Here is an 895-nt window from a genome sequence, read left to right on the forward strand (position 1 = left end):
AGTCGATCGTGGGGTATGCGGTCCTAAGCCACGAGGCGATTCGCCAACTGGTGCTGGAGGCCCCTGTCTCGCTGCACCGCCCTGTTTCCCAACGGCACGGCCGAGTGCTATTTGTGGAGGCGGATGGGCTGTTCATTTCCCGCCAGGGGAAAGGGAAACGGGCGAAAGAAGAGAAAATCCTGGCGGTTCACGAGGGATGGAAACGAAACGGTTCGCAGCTCGAGCTCGTGAACCGGCGCCACTACCTCCATGAAGGGGCGGGAGACGTGTGGGAACGGTTTGAAGAGTGGCTGATGAACGAATATGCCTATGATCCGTGCCGGGACCTTTTGATCATCAACGGCGACGCGGCGTCGTGGATCACGGCCTGCCGGGAGTATTTTGGGAAGCGGGCGTGCTTTCAGCTGGATCGATTTCATGTGGCGCGGGAGCTGCGTCAGTGTCTGTCCGGCCATCCGCGTTGGCGGGAGGTGCGGAGGAAGCTGGCGAAACAAGACGAAGAAGGACTTTTGGTCGAGCTGAACAGCGCGGTCGGCACGTTGGGGGACGAAGGCAAAGAACAACAGCTGGCCGCCTTGATTCGCCGGATCGAGTCGATGCCGGGATGCATCCGGGACTATCGGGAGTGGCTGTCGGAGCAAGGGGTGGAGACGACCGGCATGCGTCCGATGGGCCACGCCGAGAGCGTGATGAGCCGGTTTGCGCATCGGGTGAAATCCCGCCGCAGCTGGAAAGACCAAGGGCTTCGGGCGTTTCTGAGGGCGATGGCGGCCCGAATCGACGGGATTTGGCGGAGAAATGGGCAGTTGGTGGAGGAAGAAGAGACCCGAACGGCGGCCTCGGCCTCAACAAAGTCCAAGCGGATCGAACAGGCCAAACGGAAGGCCGGACGGTT

General features: G+C 61.5%; 1 protein-coding gene. It reads left to right on the forward strand.

All coding sequences use genetic code 11. The features are described from left to right. Positions 1-895: ISLre2 family transposase (locus ACFPOH_RS00010; protein ID WP_390308522.1), on the forward strand; the 895-nt coding region annotated here is incomplete at both ends.

This window comes from Ureibacillus suwonensis, from assembly GCF_042655065.1.
GTDB lineage: Bacteria > Bacillota > Bacilli > Bacillales_A > Planococcaceae > Ureibacillus > Ureibacillus suwonensis.